The sequence below is a fragment of the Streptomyces sp. NPDC043854 genome (assembly GCF_056436005.1).
Genome location: NZ_JBWKDK010000021.1, coordinates 105,291 through 119,967, shown reverse-complemented (window position 1 = coordinate 119,967; position 14,677 = coordinate 105,291). Strand labels below are relative to the sequence as shown.

Here is a 14,677-nt window from a genome sequence, read left to right as displayed (position 1 = left end):
AGCCGGGCACGTCAGGCCGTTTCACGTCACGCCGTGCAGGTCATCAGGGAGCTGATGGGCCAGGCCCGGTACCCGCTCCAGTAGGCCTCGTCGCGTTCCGCGTCCGCGGGCGGGGTGCTGTTGGGCTGCCAGGCGACGGTGCTGAAGCCCGCCTCGACGGCCGCTTCGGCGAAGTCGGAGTGCGCCCACTCGCGGTATTCGAAGTCGATCGGGGGCTCGGTGAGGAGCTGTGCCTTCAGCAGTGGTGCGTCGCCCTCCGGCACGCGCTCGAGGATCCGGACGCCGTAGGGCGACCAGTCGACGCGCGGGTACGCGCCGGCATTGAGGACGATGGCCAGCAGGCGGCCGTCTTCGTGCAGGTTGGCGCGGATGGACCGGAACATGGCGTGCAGGGAGTGCCGGTCGGGCGCGTGGTTGAACAGGTGCACGGCGGTGGCCAGGTCGAAGGGGCCCATCCGCGGCAGTTCGGCGGCGTCGGCGATGACGTACTCGATGGCGGCGGTGTCGTGGGCGCGGGCCAGGCGGATCATCTCCTCGGAGATGTCGACGCCGACTGTGCGGCGGGCCCCGCCGCGGGCCAGCAGCCGGGTGTTGTGGCCGTAGCCGCAGGCCAGGTCGAGGGTGTCGAGTCCGCCCACCCCGCCGAGCGCGTCGAGCGCGCCGAGCAGGGTGTGGGTGTCGGCCGCCGAGAACGCCGCCGTGGTCTTGGACTCCACGAAGCGCTCGCCGACGGTGTCGTACTGGAACCGCATGTTCTGCCTTCCGGGGCGGGGTGGGACGCGCCTGCGTATCGTGCCCCGGGGAGCAGCGGGCGGCGGCGCGGACGCGGGTCCCTCCCCCGGACGGGTCGGCGTTCGGGTCAGTGCGTACGGCGTCCGGGCTGGCCCGGGGGGAGCTCGTCCGGGGGCAGCTGGTCCGGGAGGAGCTCGCGGGCGCACCGGCGGAGCCAGGCGTGGGCGGGGTCGGCGTCGTGGCGCGGGTGCCAGGCGATGCCGAACGGGAGCGTGGGCAGGTCGAGCGGCAGCTCGAAGGTCTCCAGGCCCAGCGCGGCGGCGAGCGGCCCAGTCTGGGTGGTGACCAGGCCGACGAGGTCGCTCTCGCGCAGGATGAACAGGGAGGCGGGGAAGGAGCCGACGCTGCCGACCACCCGCCGGGACAGGCCCTGTTCCGCGAGGGCGGTGTCCACGGGCCCCTCCAGGCGGCCGCGGCGCGAGACGATCAGGTGCTCGGCGGCGGCGAACCGGCGGGGGGTGATCCGGCCGCGGAGCAGCGGGTTGCCGGGGCGGGCGACGCCGAGCATGCGCTCGTCGAAGAGGTGCTCCGCGCGCACCTCGGGGGAACGGGTGTCGATGACGCCGAGTTCCAGGTCGGCCACGCCTTCGCGCAGGGCCGGGACGTCCACGTGGCTCTCCGAGAGGAAGCGCAGCCGCACCCCGGGCGCTTCCGCGGCCACCCGGGAGAACAGGGTGGCCCCGAGGGTGGCCGCGAACGCGTCGTGGGCCAGCACGGTGAAGGTGCGGGTGAGGGTCGGGAGGTCGACCTGCCCGCCGGTGAGGAAGAGCGCCCGGGCGCGTTCCACGACGGCCCGGACCTCGCCGTGCACGGCGAGGGCGTGCGGGGTGGGCACCATGCCGCGGCCGGCCCGGACCAGGACGGGGTCGCCGAGGGCTTTGCGGATGCGGCCGAGGGTGCGGCTCATGGCGGGCTCGGAGAGGTGGAGGCGGGCTGCCGCGCGGGACACGCTCGACTCCTCCAGCAGGACGTCGAGGGCGACGAGGAGGTTGAGGTCGAGCCCGGATTGCGTCACACGCATTCATCCCTTGCACAACTTGCACTGGAAAGCAGGTCGCACCAACTCTACGGTGAATCGCGGGGGATGACCGGCGGGCCGGCCACCACGTGGCCGCCTGTCGGCCACCGCTGACCGGCCTCCGGTCGGCCCGCGCACCGTGACGGCCGCCGGAGACGGCCGCCGGAGAGGCAACGCCCCTCCCCCGCCACCGTTCACCGACTCCGAGGAGGAGCCGTGCTTCGCCATGCCTTCCGACGGGGTCCCGGCGGTCCCGCCGGAACCCCGTCCCCGTCCCCGTCCCCGTCCCCGTCCCCGACCCCGTCTCCGTCTCCGTCCGCCGCGGCTTCGCTCACCCGGGCGGCCCTGCTCACGCTGTGCGCCTGCGTGCTGGTCGCGCAGGCCATGGTCGCCGCCGTCAACCTGCTGATCCCGCAGCTCGCCGCCTCCGCCCTGCGCCCGACGCCCGAGCAGCTGGTCTGGACGGTCGACGCGTACGTCATCGTCTTCGCCGCGCTGCTGATCCCCGGCGGCGCCCTCGGCGACCGCTACGGCCGCAAGGGCGCCCTGCTGGCCGGGCTCGGGCTGTTCGCCGCGGGCGGGGCGGTCAGCGCGCTCGCGGCCGGCCCGGCTCTGCTGATCGCCGGGCGCGGCCTGTGCGGGGCGGGAGCGGCCCTGATCATGCCCGCCACCATGTCCGTACTGATCCACCTGAGCCCGCCGGAGCGCCGGGCCCAGGCGCTGGCGACCTGGACGCTGGCCGTCGGCCTCGGGGGCCTGGCGGGCAATGTCGGGGGCGGGCTGGCCGGGGAGTACCTGACCTGGCGGGCCCTGTTCTGGGCGGTCGTCCCACTGGGCGCGCTGCTCGCGCTGCTGGTCGCGTGCGCGGTGCCGCGTACGCCGGCGCGGGCGGATGCCGCCGTCGACCCGTTCGGCACCGTGCTGCTGGCCGGCGCCCTGGTCGCGGTCGTCTACGGGATCGTGGAGGGGCCCTCGTACGGCTGGGCGTCGGTGCGGGTGCTGGCCTCCTTCGGTGCCGGTGCGGGGCTGCTCGCCGCGTTCACCGCGTATGCGCTGCGGGCGGCGAGGCCGCTGCTGGATCCGCGGATCTTCGCCTCGCGCCGGCTGCGGGCGGGGTCGCTGGGCATCGGTGCGGCCTTCTTCGGGCTGTTCTCCCTCTTCTTCGTCAACGCCCAGTACCTCCAGTACGCGAAGGGCTTCTCCCCCGCCCAGACCGGTCTGGCGATCGTCCCGCTCACGGTCGGCATGGCGCTGGTGCCCAGGCTGGGCGCCCGGCTCCAGGAGCGGATCGGCCCGCGGCTGCCGGTGGGGGCCGGGCTGGGGCTGATCGGCGCGGGGCTGCTGCTGGTGTCCACCGCCGACGCGGACACCCCGTACGCCGTGTACGCCTGCCACCTGCTGGTGCTGTCGGCCGGGACGGGGCTGTGCGCGCCCTCGCTGACGATGACCGTGGTCACGGAGCTGCCGGCGCACCAGGCCGGGCTGGGCTCGGGGCTGAACACCGCGGCCCGCGAGATCGGTGCCGGGCTGGGGGTGGCCGTGGTGGGCACGGTGCTGGCGTCGCGGTTCCACGGGAACCCGCAGGATCCGGCGCAGGTGGCCGCGTTCACGGACGCGATGGGGGTCGCGCTGCGCACGGTGGCCGGGGTGCTGCTGGTGGCCGCGGTCGCGGTCGTGGCGGCCTACCGGGATGCAGCTCGGCGCGTGCCGGGGGCATGCTGACTGTGTGACGGCGCGACCCGACAGCGGCCCCGCCCGCGACGCCACGACCCGGGTGCTGGTACGGGCGGCGGGTGAGGCGGTGCAGGCCGCCGGCGGGTTCGCGGGCGGCGTCTACCTGCGCTCGGGGACGACGGGGCTGCTGTTGCTGGCCGTGCTGACGGGGCTGCCGGGGCCGCTGTACCGGCCGTGGTGGCGGATGCACGTGAACCGCCCGTTCCCGGTCGCCGAGGCCTACCGCAGCGGCCGGTCCGTCCATCTGCCCGACGCGGAGTCCGCCATGCGGCGCTTCCCGCAGCTGGTGGCCGGGCTGCCGTTTCCCTTCGGGTCGGTGTACGAGCCGGTGGGCGCCGGTCCGGAGCGGTTCGGGGTGCTGTTCGTGCTGCGGCCCGCGACCCCGGGGATCGGCGTGGGGCCCGCCGAGGGGAAGCGGCTGCAGGCGGTCGCGGAGGGACTGGCCGCGGAACTCGCGGAACTGGAGGCGGCCGGGGAACCGGTGACCTGGTGCGGTGATCCGGTGCTGGTTCCGGCGCCCGGGCGGGCCCACGGGGCCCGGGAGGCCCTGGACCGGCTCACGCAGGCGGTGGTGTCGGTGGACCGGGGCGGCAGGATCCGCCACGTCAACGCGGCCGCCGCCCGCTTCGGCCTGGGCGGGCCGGAGCTGCGCGGGCGGGTGCTGTGGGAGGCGGTGCCGTGGCTCGGGCTTCCCGCGTACGAGGACCACTTCCGGGCGGTGTTCATGTCCGGGGACGCCGTGCGTTTCGCGGCCCGGCGGGGCGGCCGGCAGGCGGCCGGGGAGTGGGTGTCGGTGGACCTGTACCCCGCCGACGACGGGGTGACCGTGGTGATCGGCACGGCCGAGCAGCCGGCGTCCGCGCCCGAATCGGCCGTCCGGCCGGGCACGGGGCTGGGTTCCGCCGCCGACCGGGCCCCGGCGCTGTACCGGCCGGTGGCGCTGGCGATCGCCCTGACGGAGGCGGTGACGGCCCGGCAGGTGTCGGCGGTGGTGACGCACGAACTGCTGCCCGCGTTCGGCGGCCGCCAGCTGGCGATCTACCTGCTGAGCGAGCGGCACCTGTACCTGGCGTGGGAGACGGGCTTCCCGCAGGGCTTCCTCGACCGGTTCGACGGGGTGGGGCTCGATGTCCGGCTGCCGGGTGTGGAGACCCTGACCACGGGCCGGCCGATGTTCTTCGAGTCGATGGAGCACCTGGCCGCCGCGTATCCGGGGATCCCGCTGGACGCGCACGTCGGGGCGCGCGCGTTCCTGCCGCTGATCGCCTCGGGCCGGCCGGTGGGCTCGTGCATCCTCGGCTTCGACGCGCCGCGCGGCTTCAGCCCGGAGGAGCGTACGGTGCTGACGGCGCTGGCGGGGCTGATCGCCCAGGCCCTGGAGCGGGCCCGGCGGTACGACTCCGAGGCGGCGCTGGCACGGGGGCTGCAGTCGGCGCTGCTGCCGCACCGGCTGCCGGTGCGGGAGAACGTGGTGACGGTGGGCCGCTACCTGCCGGGCACGGTCGGCATGGACGTGGGCGGCGACTGGTACGACGTGATCGAGACGGGTACGGGCCAGCTGGCCCTGGTCATCGGGGACGTGCAGGGGCACGGCGTGGCGGCCGCGGCCACCATGGGCCAGCTGCGCAGCGCGGTACGGGCGTTCGCGCTCAGCGGGAACGCCCCGCAGGAGGTGATGGCCGGCACCAACCGGCTGCTGATCGACCTGGACCCCGGGCAGTTCGCGAGTTGCTGCTACGTGGCCCTCGACCCGGAGTCGGGCCGTGTGCTGGCGGTGCGGGCGGGGCATCCGCAGCCGCTGCTGCGCCATCCCGACGGGCGGACCGAGGTGCTGGACCTGCCGGGCGGGGTGGTGCTGGGGGTCGATGCGGACGCGGTGTATCCGGTGACGCGGCTGCAGCTGGGCGAGGGGGCGGTGCTCGCCCTGTACACGGACGGGCTGGTGGAGAGGCCCGGGACGGATTTCGACGCCGGGGTGGACCGGCTGCGGGCAGCGCTGGCGGGGGCCCCGCCGTCCCCGCTGGCGGAGACGGCGGACCGGCTGGTGGGCGGGGCGGGCGACGACGACGAGCGGCCGGACGACATCGCCCTGCTGCTGGCCGCCCGGACGGCCGCCGCCCCTCCGGTCGTCACCGGGGGCGTGCGGGGTGTCCGCCGTCGAGGCCCAGGGTGAGGGCGGTGTTCACCAGGCCGATGTGGCTGAAGGCCTGCGGGAAGTTGCCGAGCTGGCGGCCGGCGGCGGGATCGTACTCCTCGGCGAGCAGTCCCACGTCGTTGCGGACGGCCAGCAGCCGCTCGAACAGCTCCCGGGCCTCCTTTTCGCGGCCGGTCATGTGGAGGGCGTCGGCAAGCCAGAACGAGCAGGCGAGGAAGGCCCCCTCGGTGCCGGGCAGCCCGTCCACGGACGGGCCTTCGGTGCTGTAGCGGCGGACCATGCCGCTGCTGCCGAGTTCGAGGCGGACCGCGTCGACGGTGCCGATCACGCGCGGGTCGTCGGGCGGCAGGAAGCCGACCCTGGGGATGAGGAGGGTGGCCGCGTCCAGTTCTCGGGAGCCGTAGTACTGGGTGAAGGTGTTGCGGTCGGGGTCGTAGCCCTTCTCGCACACGTCGGCGTGGACGGCGTCCCGCATGGCCCGGAAGCGCTCCGTGTCTCCGCGCTGCGAGGGGTCGCCCTCGAGGGTGCGTACGGCCCGGTCGGCGGCGACCCAGGCCATCACCTTGGAGTGGACGAAGTGGCGGCGGGGCCCGCGCACCTCCCACAGGCCCTCGTCGGGCCGCTGCCAGTTCTGCTCCAGGAAGTCGAGGAGGGCGAGCTGGATCCGCCAGCCGTGCCGCTCCGCGGGCAGGCCGGCCGAGCGGGCCAGGTACAGGCTGTCGAGGACCTCCCCGTACACGTCGAGCTGGAGCTGGTCGACGGCCGCGTTGCCGATCCGGACGGGGGCGGAGCCGGCGTAGCCGCGCAGCCAGGGCAGTTCGGCCTCGGGGATCCTCCGCTCGCCGCCGATCCCGTACATGATCTGCAGGTCGGCGGGGTCGCCGGCGATGGCGCGCAGCAGCCATTCGCGCCAGGCGCGGGCCTCGTCGAGGAAGCCGGTGGAGAGGAGGGAGCCGAGGGTGAGGGTGGAGTCGCGCAGCCAGCAGAAGCGGTAGTCCCAGTTGCGGATGCCGCCGATCTCCTCTGGGAGGGAGGTGGTGGCGGCCGCCGCGATGCCGCCGGTGGGGGCGTAGGTGAGGGCTTTGAGGGTGACCAGGGAGCGGGTCACCGCCTCCCGGTAGGGGCCTTCGTAGCGGCACTGGTCGGCCCAGTCGCGCCAGTCGGCGAGGGTCTGCTCCAGGGCCTCGTACGGGGCGACGCGCTCGGGGCGCGCCTGGTGCGAGGGGTGCCAGGTGAGGACGAAGGCGACGCGTTCGCCGGGGCCGACGGTGAACTCGGAGCGGGTGCTCTTGGCCTCGCCCCAGGTGCGCACGGGCGGTTCGCTGCGGAACCAGGCCGAGTCCGGTCCGGCGACGGCGACGCGCTCGACGCCGCCGCAGCGGCGGACCCAGGGGACGACGTGCCCGTAGTCGAAACGCAGGCGCAGGGTGCTGCGCATGGTGACGCGGCCGGAGACCCCCTCGACGATCCGCATCACGTCGGGGGCGGCGTCGCGCTGCGGCATGAAGTCGATGACCTTGACGGAGCCGCCGTCGGCGGTGTCCCAGTGGCTCTCCAGGACGAGGGTGCCGTCGATGTAGGCGCGCCGGGTGCACTGCTCGTCCTCGGGGGCGCCGGCCGGGGCGATGCGCCAGTGGCCGTTCTCGCGGTCGCCGAGGAGGGCGGCGAAGCAGGCGGCGGAGTCGAAGCGCGGCAGGCACAGCCAGTCGAGGGACCCGTCGCGGCCGACGAGCCCGCAGGTCATCAGGTCGCCGATGACAGCGTAGTCCTCAATGCGTTGCGTCATTCGTGCGCTTTTCCCGCGGATGCTCCGGTCCAATCAGCGCCCGGGCGGGCCGCCGCCCGTCCGCCGGGGCGGGCCAGCCACGGCCGCACTCGGGTCGGCCGGCCGGGCGGAGGCCCGGGGGCGGGACCGCCGGGGCGGGCCGCGGGGGCGGCCCCGGCGGCCCGTCCGCCCGGCCGGGGGTGCTACTTGCGGATCAGGAGCGTGACCACCGCGAGGACGATGCCGAGGGCGACGGCGAGGGCGCCGTGGGCCAGGCGGTGGCCGCGCAGTACGGGCAGCATGCGGTCGACGGCGTACCGGCCGGGGCCGGTGAGGGCGAGGGCGGCGGCGCCGGCGGTCAGGAGGAGCTCGTACTCGATGCCCTTGGGGGCGAAGAACGAGCCGGTGCCGTGCACGGCGATCGCGTTGATCATCGTGCCGACGACGGCGGCGCCGGCGAGCGGGGTGAGCAGGCCGAAGACGAGGCCGAGCCCGCCGAGGGTCTCGGTCAGTCCGGCGACGACGGCCATGGCGTCACCGGCCGGGTAGCCGCTGGCGGTGAAGAACTTCCCGGTGCCGTTGATGCCGCCGCCACCGAACCAGCCGAAGAGCTTCTGACTGCCGTGCGCGGCCATGGTGAGCCCGAGGACGATGCGCAGGAGCAGGAGGCCGGCGTCGTGGGCGGGGGTGGAGAGGGCGAGGGGGGTGCCGGCCGGTGCGGCGGCCTGCGGCTTCGTCGTGGTGACGGAGGGGCTGGTCATGGGGGGATCCTTCCGGTCGGGCTGCCCTCGGCGGAGAGGGAGTAGTTCAAATTCGAACGTGGACGACCGACCCTAAACCATTGATTCAAATTGGAACAACCTGTGTAGGCTGGGCGCATGGCTGAAACGAGATGGCTGGACGATCGCGAGATGCGCGCCTGGAGGGCCTTCCTGGCAGCATCGGCCCTGGTGAACCGGCATCTCGACCAGCAGCTCAAGGACGATTCCGGGCTCTCGCACCCGCAGTACGAGATCCTCGTGCGGCTCGCCGCGGCCCCGGAACGGGAGCTGCGGATGACGGAACTCGCCAATGGCCTGATCAATTCGAAGAGCGGGCTGACCTACCAGGTCACCCAGCTGGAGAAGGCCGGGCTGGTCCGGCGCCGCAGCTGCCCTTCCGACGTGCGCGGCGTCTTCGCCGTCCTCACGGAGGCGGGCAACGCCCGCCTGGAGGAGGCCGCTCCCGGACACGTGGCCGCGGTCCGGGAGGCGCTCATCGACGTCCTCACCCCCGAGCAGCTCGACGCGATCGCCGCGGGCCTGGGCGAGGTCGGCAGCCGCCTGCGCGCCCAAGGCTGAGGCCTCCGACGAGAGAGGGCCCGGAGGACGGGGTATAGAGGGGTCATGGACGCTTCGGTCTGGCTGGTGATCGCCGCGGTGCTCGCCCTCGGGCTGGCCGCCGCGGCCGCCGTGCTGCTCGTACGGGTCTTCAGGACGCGGCGCCTGCTGCTCGACGCGGGGATTCCGCTGCGCGACAAGGCGCTGTTCTGGCTCGCCGTCGTCTACACCGTCTCGCCGGTGGACCTGGTCCCGGATCCGGTGTACCTGGACGACATCGGCGTGCTGCTGCTCGCCCTGCGCTCCCTCCAGGCCGCGGCGTCCGCGGTGCGGGCCGGCGGCCCGGCCGGGGCGAAGGAGGCCTGAGCCGCCGGGGGGTGCGGGGGCGCCGCGGGCGGAGTTCGCCTCGTGGTCGCACTTCGCGGCGAGGGTGCCGGGCCGCGAGGCCTACGCCCTCACCAAGCCGCGCGCTTGGGGCTTCCGGGGTGCCCGGGAATCCGGCCCCGGCCGGCGCTCCGGCGGAGGCCCCTGCGGGGCCTCTGCTCAGCGCACGCCCCGGGGGCGGTACTGGATGCTGATGCGGGGGCCCACGGCCCGGCTGGACTTGGGCACCGCGTGCTCCATCGTGCGCTGGCAGGAGCCGCCCATCACGACGAGGTCGCCGTGCCCGAGCGGCAGCCGCAGGAGGGTGGGGCCGCCGCCGCACGGGCGGAACGCCAGATCGCGCGGGTCCCCGACGGAGACGATCGCGACCATGGTGTCCTCGGTGGCGGAGCGGCCGATGCGGTCGCCGTGCCAGGCGACGCTGTCCCGCCCGTCGCGGTAGAGGCACAGCCCGGCGGTGGTGAAGGGCTCGCCGAGTTCGGCGGCGTAGTGCCGGGTGAGGGCGTCACGGGCCTCGGTGAGCACCGGGTCCGGGAGGGTTTCGCCCTCGTCGTAGAAGGCGAGCAGGCGCGGCACGTCCACCTCGCGCTCGTACATCTGCCGGCGCTCGGCCCGCCAGGGCACGCATTCGGCGAGCCGCTCGAAGAGGGTGTCGGCGCCGGAGAACCAGCCGGGCAGGTGGTCGACCCACGCACCGGCCCCGAGCGGGGTGCGCTTCAGGCCCGCGAGGGAGCCCGGACGGATCTCGTCCCCCTGGCCGAAGAGGGAGCCCTGGAGTGCGGAGAGACCCTGGATCGTGCGCATGGGTCCAGCGTAGCGCGGTACTCGAACATGCACTCGATTAACGGTCCCGGGGCCGGCCGGGTGTCACCCGTCGTGGCCGTTCGGTGACGATGAGCGGTCCGGGCGCATAGGCTCGCCTCCGGTCCGACCTGCTCCGCCACTCCGCCACTCCGCCACTCGTACACCCGGGGAGACGCCATGAGGATGCTGATCAACAGTCCCGAGACCGTCGTCGCCGACGCCCTGCGCGGAATGGCGGCCGCCCATCCAGAGCTGGACGTCGACGTGGAGCGGCGCATCGTCGTACGGCGCGACGCGCGCGAGGGGGGCCGGGTCGGGCTGGTGTCCGGCGGAGGCTCCGGGCACGAGCCGCTGCACGGCGGATTCGTCGGGTACGGGATGCTGTCGGCGGCCTGCCCCGGGGAGGTGTTCACTTCGCCGGTGCCCGACCAGATGCTGCGGGCGGCCGCCGCCGTGCACGCCGGCCAGGGGGTGCTGTTCGTCGTCAAGAACTACACCGGGGACGTGCTGAACTTCGAGATGGCCGCCGAGCTCGCCGAGGAGGAGGGCCTGCGGATCGAGCGGGTGCTGGTCCACGACGACGTCGCCGTCACCGGGAGCCCGGCGGAGCGGCGGGGCACCGGGGCCACCCTGTTCGTCGAGAAGATCGCCGGGGCGGCCGCGGAGGAGGGCGCCCCGCTGGAGCGGGTCGCGGCGATCGCCCGGCGGGTGGCCGAGTCCTCGCGGAGTTTCGGGGTGGCGCTCAGTGCGTGCACGACGCCGGCGAAGGGCAGTCCCACGTTCGAGCTCCCGGACGGGGAGTTGGAGTTGGGGATCGGCATCCACGGCGAGCCGGGCCGCGAGCGGCGGCCGATGATGCCGGCGCGGGAGATCGCGCGGGTCGCGGTGGACGCCGTACTGGCGGAGCCGGCGGAGGTGGGGCCGGCCGACGGACCGGTGCTCGCGCTCGTGAACGGGATGGGGGCGACCCCGCTGCTGGAGCTGTACGGGTTCCATGCGGAGGTGGCCGCGGCACTGGCGGAGCGGGGGGTGCCGGTGGCGCGGGCGCTGGTCGGAAACTACGTCACCTCCCTGAACATGGCCGGGTGTTCGGTGACGTTGTGTCGGGCGGACGAGGAGTTGCTGCGGCTGTGGGACGCGCCCGTGCAGACGGCGGCCCTGCGGTGGGGCCGCTGATCGTGAGTCGGGGTTGCCTGACCGGCGTATTGCGTATTGCGTATTGCGTGTGACGGGTGCGGCAAGTCGAGGCGAGGAGAACCGGGTTGCGTGACGCAGACTTCTTCCGGCGCTGGATGGCGGCCACCGCGGCGGTGGTGGAGCAGGAGGCGGACCGGCTGACCGAGCTCGACTCCCCCATCGGGGACGCCGACCACGGGGCCAACATGCTGCGCGGGTTCACCGCCGTGCGGCGGGTCCTGGAGGCGGAGGAGCCCGGGACGCCCGGGGCGGTGCTCCAACTGGCCGGCCGGACCCTGATCTCCACCGTCGGCGGTGCGTCCGGCCCGCTGTACGGGACGCTGCTGCGGCGGACCGGCAAGGAGCTCGGGGAGGCCGCCGAGGTCTCCGACGACGCGCTGCGCAAGGCGCTGGACGCGGGCGTCGGCGCGGTGGCGCAGTTGGGCGGGTCCGCGCCGGGCGACAAGACGATGCTGGACGCGCTGGTGCCGGGGGTGGCGGCACTGGGCACCTCGTACCGGGCGGCCGGGGAGGCGGCGCAGGGCGGCGCGGAGGCCACGGTGCCGATACTGGCCCGCAAGGGCCGGGCCCGCTACCTCGGCGAGCGGAGCATCGGCCACCAGGACCCGGGAGCGACCTCGGCCGCACTGCTGCTGGGGGCCCTCGCGGAGGTGGCCGGGTGACCGCGGGCACGGTGGGCATCGTGCTGGTGTCGCACAGCGCCCGCGTCGCGGAGTCCGTGGCGGAGCTGGCGGCGGGCCTGGCCGCGGGCGGGCCGGTGGCGCCGGTCGCCGCGGCCGGCGGCACCGCGGACGGCGGGCTCGGCACGAGCGCGGAGCGGATCGCGGCGGCCGTGCGGGAGGTGGACCGGGGGGCGGGGGTCGCACTGCTCGCGGACCTCGGCAGCGCGGTGCTGACGGTGAAGGCCCTGCTGGCCGAGAAGGAACTGCCGCCGGGGGCACGGCTGGTGGACGCGCCGTTCGTGGAGGGCGCGGTGGCGGCGGTGGTCGCGGCATCGGCGGGCGCGCCCCTGGACGCCGTCGCCCTGGCCGCCTCGGAGGCCTACACGTACCGCAAGACCTGACCCGCCGGGCCGACCACGGCACGGCTACAGGCCGGGCGGACCTACGGGCTGGGGTCGCACCGGCCCGGCAAGGGGCCCGACCCCGTACGACCCCGAGCCCGTACGCAGCCGAGCCCGTACGGCCCCGAGCCCGTACGACCCCGGCCGGCCCGCTCCGGCTGCCGACAGGAACCCGCCCCGGCCCGCGGCTGGGTGCCCGCGCACACCCGGGCTCGGCCCAGTCAGGCCGACACACGGCCCCGGACCGGCAACCGCGGGCAGGCCCGGCGCACCCGCGCGCCTGCGGGCCCGCGCCGACCGGTCGGCGCGGGCCGGGCCGGTGTGCCGCGCCGAACCGGGCCGCGTGAGGCGACACGGGCGGATCAGCGCCCGGCGGGAGCGGGTGCCGGCGCGCGGCGGCCGGAGTGGCCGCCGCCCGGGCGCCCCGGCCCGCGGCTGCGGGCGGGGCGGGCACGGGTGGGCGCGGGTGGGCGCGGGTGGGCTAGCGGCGGCGGAGGAGGTCGAGTTCGCGGCGGTCGCGTTTCGTCGGGCGGCCCGTACCGCGGTCCCGGATGCCGACGACCGCGGCCTCGACGGCGGTCGGGGCCGGCGGGCTGTTGTCGATGAAGCACTCGGCGGCCACCGGCGGGCCCACCCGCTTCGTCACCAGCCGTTTGACCACCACGATGCGCTCGCGCCCCGCGTGGAACAGCCGTACCTCGTCGCCCGCCTTCACCGACTGGGCCGGCTTCGCGCGTTCCCCGTTGACCTTCACGTGCCCGGCGCGGCAGGCCGTCGCCGCGATCGAGCGGGTCTTGGTCAGGCGGACCGACCAGATCCAGGCGTCCACCCGTGCGGTTCCCGTTTCGGTAGTTTCAGCTGCCATGCCCCGACTCTAGCGATCTGCGGTCACGGACGCGGAGCACATTTCGGCGGAACAGCCAATCGAGCAGGCATCTGCCATGGAGATCATCCCAAGAGAATTGCAAATGCGTGCTGCGTGCGCCTACCTTGTCGCACATGCAGTCCTACACCATCGGCCAGGCGGCGCGTCTGCTGGGCGTCAGCCCGGACACCGCCCGCCGCTGGGCCGACGCCGGCCGGATCGCGACCCATCGCGACGAGGCCGGCCGACGGCTGATCGACGGCCGCGACCTGGCCGCGTTCTCCGTCGAGGTCGGCCAGGGGGCCCACACCGAGGACGACGAGCCGCACACCTCGGCGCGCAACGCCTTCCCGGGCATCGTCACCGCCGTGACGCTCGGCGACGTATCCGCCCAGGTCGAGATCCAGGCGGGCCCGCACCGGCTGGTCTCCCTGCTCACCCGCGAGGCCGTCGAGGAACTCGGGCTCGAGGTCGGCATGCGGGCCACCGCCCGCGTGAAGTCGACCAGCGTGCACATCGACCGCGGCTGATCGGCCGCCGTTCCCCCGCACCCGCACCCGCACCGCCTCCCGCCGACCCGACCGAGGAGCACCAGCCATGTCCCTCCCCGTGAACCGCCGCAGCGCCCTGGCAGCGGCCTTCGCCGCAGCCCTGCTCGTACCCGCCCTCTCGGCCTGCGGCAGCAGCGAACCGAAAGCCGCCGACGGCGGATCCGGCGCCAGCGCCTCCGCCTCGTCCGCTGCCGCGCCGAAGGCCGCGCACCTCACCGTCCTCGCCGCGTCCTCGCTCACCGACGTGTTCAAGACCGCGGGCGCCGCGTACGAGAAGACCCACCCCGGTACGAAGATCACGTTCTCCTTCGCGGGTTCCCAGGAGCTCGCCGCCCAGGTCAAGCAGGGCTCCCCGGCGGACGCGCTCGTGACGGCCGACACCAAGACCATGGACGGCCTGCGGGGCGAGACCGGCGAGCCTTCGATCATCGCCAGGAACCGCCTGGTCATCGCGACCGGCAAGGGCAACCCCTTCAAGATCGCCGCGCTCAAGGACCTGGCCGACACCAAGATCAAGGTCGTGCTCGCCGCCCCCGAGGTCCCGGTCGGCCGCTACAGCAGGCAGATCCTCGACGCCCAGAAGGTCGAGGTGAAGCCGGTCTCCCAGGAGCCGAACGTCCGCGCCGTGCTGAGCAAGGTCGAGCTCGGCGAGGCCGACGCCGGCCTCGTCTACAAGACCGACTCCGCCAAGTCCGCGGAGAAGGTCGAGACCGTCGAGATCCCGGACGAGCAGAACGCCGTGGCCTCGTACCCGGCCGCCACGCTCAAGCAGTCCGGGAACGCCGACGCCGCGGCCGCCTTCGTCGCCTGGCTGAGCAGCCCGGAGGCCCAGAAGATCCTCCAGGACGCGGGCTTCCAGAAGGCCTGAGCCGGCACCCGCGCCGGCCGGGGATCGGGGATCGGGAGGGACTGCCCGGACGGGACGGGCGGTCCCTCTCGCATGTCCTGTCCAACGGCCGGCTTTCCCTCGCCCGGGCTCCTCCCACCCGGCTCCCCGCCCCGGCTCTCCCGCACCCGGCTCTCCCGTTGC

At 74.8% G+C, this 14,677-nt stretch carries 15 protein-coding genes; 9 read left to right on the top strand and 6 right to left on the bottom strand.

All coding sequences use genetic code 11. The annotated features are described in order from the left end of the window. Positions 1-26 precede the first annotated feature (26 nt). Both AC068A_RS20590 and AC068A_RS20585 read right to left on the bottom strand, forming a co-directional pair. Positions 27-752, bottom strand: a complete 726-nt coding sequence (locus AC068A_RS20590) for a class I SAM-dependent methyltransferase (protein WP_478586811.1) — start codon at positions 750-752, stop codon at positions 27-29. A 107-nt stretch (positions 753-859) separates the two neighbouring features. After that, the gene (locus AC068A_RS20585; RefSeq protein WP_478586809.1) at positions 860-1,813 is read right to left on the bottom strand and encodes a LysR family transcriptional regulator; all 954 of its coding nucleotides are present in this window, start codon (positions 1,811-1,813) and stop codon (positions 860-862) included. A gap of 342 nt (positions 1,814-2,155) precedes the next feature. On the opposite strand from AC068A_RS20585, the gene AC068A_RS20580 reads away from it, so the two are divergent. Both AC068A_RS20580 and AC068A_RS20575 read left to right on the top strand, forming a co-directional pair. Next, positions 2,156-3,532 carry an MFS transporter gene (locus AC068A_RS20580; RefSeq protein WP_478586856.1) on the top strand — a complete coding sequence of 459 codons (1,377 nt, stop codon included), beginning with the start codon at positions 2,156-2,158 and terminating at the stop codon, positions 3,530-3,532. Further along, positions 3,501-5,717 (top strand): SpoIIE family protein phosphatase, encoded by a 2,217-nt coding sequence (locus AC068A_RS20575; protein WP_478586807.1) that lies wholly within the window; start codon positions 3,501-3,503, stop codon positions 5,715-5,717. Before AC068A_RS20580 ends, AC068A_RS20575 begins: the two co-directional genes overlap by 32 nt. Here AC068A_RS20575 and AC068A_RS20570 read toward each other — a convergent pair. Further along, positions 5,674-7,485, bottom strand: a complete 1,812-nt coding sequence (locus AC068A_RS20570; RefSeq protein ID WP_478586806.1) for a glycoside hydrolase family 15 protein — start codon at positions 7,483-7,485, stop codon at positions 5,674-5,676. The two genes, AC068A_RS20575 and AC068A_RS20570, sit on opposite strands and share 44 nt — an antisense overlap. A 182-nt stretch (positions 7,486-7,667) precedes the next feature. Then, positions 7,668-8,225, bottom strand: a complete 558-nt coding sequence (locus AC068A_RS20565) for a DoxX family protein (RefSeq protein ID WP_478586804.1) — start codon at positions 8,223-8,225, stop codon at positions 7,668-7,670. Between the two features lie 117 nt (positions 8,226-8,342). Between AC068A_RS20565 and AC068A_RS20560 the strand changes: the two genes are divergently transcribed. Together AC068A_RS20560 and AC068A_RS20555 are read left to right on the top strand one after the other, a co-directional pair. Further along, the gene (locus AC068A_RS20560; RefSeq protein WP_478586802.1) at positions 8,343-8,804 is read left to right on the top strand and encodes a MarR family winged helix-turn-helix transcriptional regulator; all 462 of its coding nucleotides are present in this window, start codon (positions 8,343-8,345) and stop codon (positions 8,802-8,804) included. Between the two features lie 45 nt (positions 8,805-8,849). Then, the gene (locus tag AC068A_RS20555) at positions 8,850-9,149 is read left to right on the top strand and encodes a YkvA family protein (protein ID WP_478586800.1); all 300 of its coding nucleotides are present in this window, start codon (positions 8,850-8,852) and stop codon (positions 9,147-9,149) included. A gap of 177 nt (positions 9,150-9,326) precedes the next feature. On the opposite strand, the gene AC068A_RS20550 is transcribed toward AC068A_RS20555, so the two are convergent. Continuing rightward, positions 9,327-9,971 carry an alpha-ketoglutarate-dependent dioxygenase AlkB gene (locus AC068A_RS20550; RefSeq protein ID WP_478586798.1) on the bottom strand — a complete coding sequence of 215 codons (645 nt, stop codon included), beginning with the start codon at positions 9,969-9,971 and terminating at the stop codon, positions 9,327-9,329. Between the two features lie 177 nt (positions 9,972-10,148). On the opposite strand from AC068A_RS20550, the gene dhaK reads away from it, so the two are divergent. The 3 genes from dhaK to AC068A_RS20535 all read left to right on the top strand — a co-directional run bounded on the left by dhaK (position 10,149) and on the right by AC068A_RS20535 (position 12,231). Further along, entirely contained in the window at positions 10,149-11,147 is a 999-nt protein-coding gene (dhaK, locus tag AC068A_RS20545; protein ID WP_478586797.1) for a dihydroxyacetone kinase subunit DhaK, read from the top strand. Positions 11,148-11,233: 86 nt separating this feature from the next. After that, complete coding sequence (gene dhaL / locus AC068A_RS20540; RefSeq protein ID WP_478586795.1) at positions 11,234-11,830, top strand: dihydroxyacetone kinase subunit DhaL; 597 nt, start codon at positions 11,234-11,236, stop codon at positions 11,828-11,830. After that, on the top strand, positions 11,827-12,231 hold the full coding sequence (locus tag AC068A_RS20535) for a PTS-dependent dihydroxyacetone kinase phosphotransferase subunit DhaM (protein ID WP_478586793.1): 405 nt from the start codon (positions 11,827-11,829) through the stop codon (positions 12,229-12,231). The genes dhaL and AC068A_RS20535 overlap by 4 nt, the downstream gene beginning before the upstream one ends. A gap of 481 nt (positions 12,232-12,712) precedes the next feature. On the opposite strand, the gene AC068A_RS20530 is transcribed toward AC068A_RS20535, so the two are convergent. Further along, complete coding sequence (locus AC068A_RS20530; RefSeq protein WP_478586791.1) at positions 12,713-13,096, bottom strand: RNA-binding S4 domain-containing protein; 384 nt, start codon at positions 13,094-13,096, stop codon at positions 12,713-12,715. A gap of 134 nt (positions 13,097-13,230) precedes the next feature. Between AC068A_RS20530 and AC068A_RS20525 the strand changes: the two genes are divergently transcribed. After that, the gene (locus AC068A_RS20525) at positions 13,231-13,626 is read left to right on the top strand and encodes a TOBE domain-containing protein (protein ID WP_478586789.1); all 396 of its coding nucleotides are present in this window, start codon (positions 13,231-13,233) and stop codon (positions 13,624-13,626) included. Between the two features lie 67 nt (positions 13,627-13,693). Next, complete coding sequence (gene modA / locus AC068A_RS20520) at positions 13,694-14,515, top strand: molybdate ABC transporter substrate-binding protein (protein WP_478586787.1); 822 nt, start codon at positions 13,694-13,696, stop codon at positions 14,513-14,515. Positions 14,516-14,677 lie beyond the last annotated feature (162 nt).